The following is a 2893-nucleotide window of genomic DNA, read 5'->3' as shown; positions in this document are numbered from 1 at the left end:
TAACAAGATTGGTACAATAAGCAAAATAAGGGCGTATGGGGGATGCCTAGGCTCTCAGAGGCGAAGAAGGACGTGATAAGCTGCGAAAAGCTACGGGGACGAGCACACATCGATTGATCCGTAGATATCCGAATGGGGCAACCCACTATGTTGAAGACATAGTACACCGATAGGTGGGCAAACCCGCTGAACTGAAACATCTAAGTAGGCGGAGGAGAAGAAAACAAAAGTGATTCCGTAAGTAGTGGCGAGCGAACGCGGATTAGCCCAAACCAATGATGTTACGGCATTGTTGGGGTTGTAGGACCACGACATTTTATGTACAAGGAACCGGAATCGACTGGAAAGTCGAGCCAAAGAGAGTGATAGCCTCGTATGGGTAACAAGTATAATAGATAGTGGTATCCTGAGTAGGGCGGGGCACGTGAAACCCTGTCTGAATTTGGCGGGACCATCCGCTAAGGCTAAATACTCCTGAGAGACCGATAGTGAACCAGTACCGTGAGGGAAAGGTGAAAAGAACCGTGAATAACGGAGTGAAATAGATCCTGAAACCATACGCTTACAAGCGGTCGGAGCCCTTTTGTGGGGTGACGGCGTGCCTTTTGCATAATGAGCCTACGAGTTAACGTTGCTGGCAAGGTTAAGTGATTAAGTCACGGATCCGTAGCGAAAGCGAGTCTGAATAGGGCGCTTTAGTCAGTAGTGTTAGACGCGAAACCGTGTGATCTACCCATGGGCAGGATGAAGCGCTGGTAACACAGTGTGGAGGTCCGAACCGGTTGACGTTGAAAAGTCTTCGGATGACCTGTGGGTAGGGGTGAAAGGCCAATCAAACTCGGAAATAGCTCGTACTCCCCGAAATGCATTTAGGTGCAGCGTTATTTTAGTTATATAGAGGTAGAGCTACTGATTGGATGCGGGGGCTTCACCGCCTACCAATTCCTGACAAACTCCGAATGCTATATAATGATTGATAACAGTGAGGGCTTGGGTGCTAAGGTCCAAGTCCGAGAGGGAAAGAACCCAGACCATCAGCTAAGGTCCCCAAATATATGCTAAGTTGAAAGAACGAGGTTTGTCTGCCCAGACAGCTAGGATGTTGGCTTGGAAGCAGCCATTCATTTAAAGAGTGCGTAACAGCTCACTAGTCGAGCGGACGAGCATGGATAATAATCGGGCATAAGCATATTACCGAAGCTATGGATTTTGTAGCAATACAAAGTGGTAGGGGAGCATTCCAGCAGGGTTGAAGGTGTATCGTAAGGTATGCTGGACTGGCTGGAAAAGAAAATGTAGGCATAAGTAACGATAATGCGGGCGAGAAACCCGCACACCGAAAAACTAAGGTTTCCACAGCTATGCTAATCAGCTGTGGGTTAGTCTGGTCCTAAGGCGAACCCGAAAGGGACAGTCGATGGCCAACGGGTTAATATTCCCGTACTACTAATTACTGTGATGGGGTGACGGAGTGATGAAAGCGCCGCGAACTGACGGAATAGTTCGTTGAAGTACCTAGCTATATTCTCTATAGGCAAATCCGTAGAGAATGGTGAAATACGATAGTACTCGGAGTCTTCGGACAAAGAGATAGTGCGCCTAAGGGCTTCCAAGAAAAACCTCTAAACTTCAGGTAATTAGTACCAGTACCGTAAACCGACACAGGTAGTTGAGGAGAGAATCCTAAGGTGCTCGAGAGATTCATGGCTAAGGAATTAGGCAAAATAGACCTGTAACTTCGGGAGAAAGGTCGCCAGCGCAAGCTGGCCGCAGTGAAGAGGTCCAGGCGACTGTTTATCAAAAACACAGGGCTCTGCAAAATCGTAAGATGAAGTATAGGGCCTGACACCTGCCCGGTGCTGGAAGGTTAAGAGGAGATGTTATCTTCGGAGAAGCATTGAATTGAAGCCCCAGTAAACGGCGGCCGTAACTATAACGGTCCTAAGGTAGCGAAATTCCTTGTCGGGTAAGTTCCGACCTGCACGAATGGTGTAACGATCTGGACACTGTCTCAGCCATGAGCTCGGTGAAATTGTAGTAACGGTGAAGATGCCGTTTACCCGCAGTGGGACGAAAAGACCCTGTGCACCTTTACTATAGCTTAGTATTGACCTTGGATAAATGATGTGTAGGATAGGTTGGAGACTATGAAGTGGCGTCGCCAGGCGTTGTGGAGTCATTGTTGAAATACAACCCTTTGTTTATCTGAGGCCTAACTCTTCGATGAAGAGGACAGTGCTTGGTGGGTAGTTTGACTGGGGTGGTCGCCTCCAAAAGAGTAACGGAGGCTTCTAAAGGTTCCCTCAGTACGCTTGGTAACCGTGCGTAGAGTGCAATGGCATAAGGGAGCTTGACTGAGAGACATACAGGTCGATCAGGTACGAAAGTAGAGCATAGTGATCCGGTGGTTCCGCATGGAAGGGCCATCGCTCAAAGGATAAAAGGTACGCCGGGGATAACAGGCTGATCTCCCCCAAGAGCTCATATCGACGGGGGGGTTTGGCACCTCGATGTCGGCTCGTCACATCCTGGGGCTGGAGAAGGTCCCAAGGGTTGGGCTGTTCGCCCATTAAAGTGGCACGCGAGCTGGGTTCAGAACGTCGTGAGACAGTTCGGTCTCTATCTACTGTGGGCGTTAGAAATTTGAGTGGATCTGATTCTAGTACGAGAGGACCGAATTGGACAAACCTCTAGTGTATCTGTTGTCCCGCCAGGGGCACCGCAGAGTAGCTACGTTTGGAAGGGATAAGCGCTGAAAGCATATAAGCGCGAAACCCACCACAAGATGAGATTTCTTTTAAGGATCGTGGAAGATGACCACGTTGATAGGCTATAGATGTAAAGGCAGTAATGTCATAGTCGAGTAGTACTAATAATCCGTAAGCTTATGTAC

At 48.6% G+C, this 2893-nt stretch carries 1 rRNA gene; it reads left to right on the top strand.

Annotated elements, in window-relative coordinates:
• The first annotated feature begins 14 nt into the window (after window positions 1-14).
• Window positions 15-2893: ribosomal RNA gene (locus tag BHE19_RS07675) — 23S ribosomal RNA — on the top strand.

This window comes from Flavobacterium tructae (genome assembly GCF_001853485.1).
Taxonomy (GTDB): Bacteria; Bacteroidota; Bacteroidia; order Flavobacteriales; family Flavobacteriaceae; genus Flavobacterium; species Flavobacterium tructae.
This window is presented reverse-complemented; position numbering and strand designations above follow the sequence as displayed.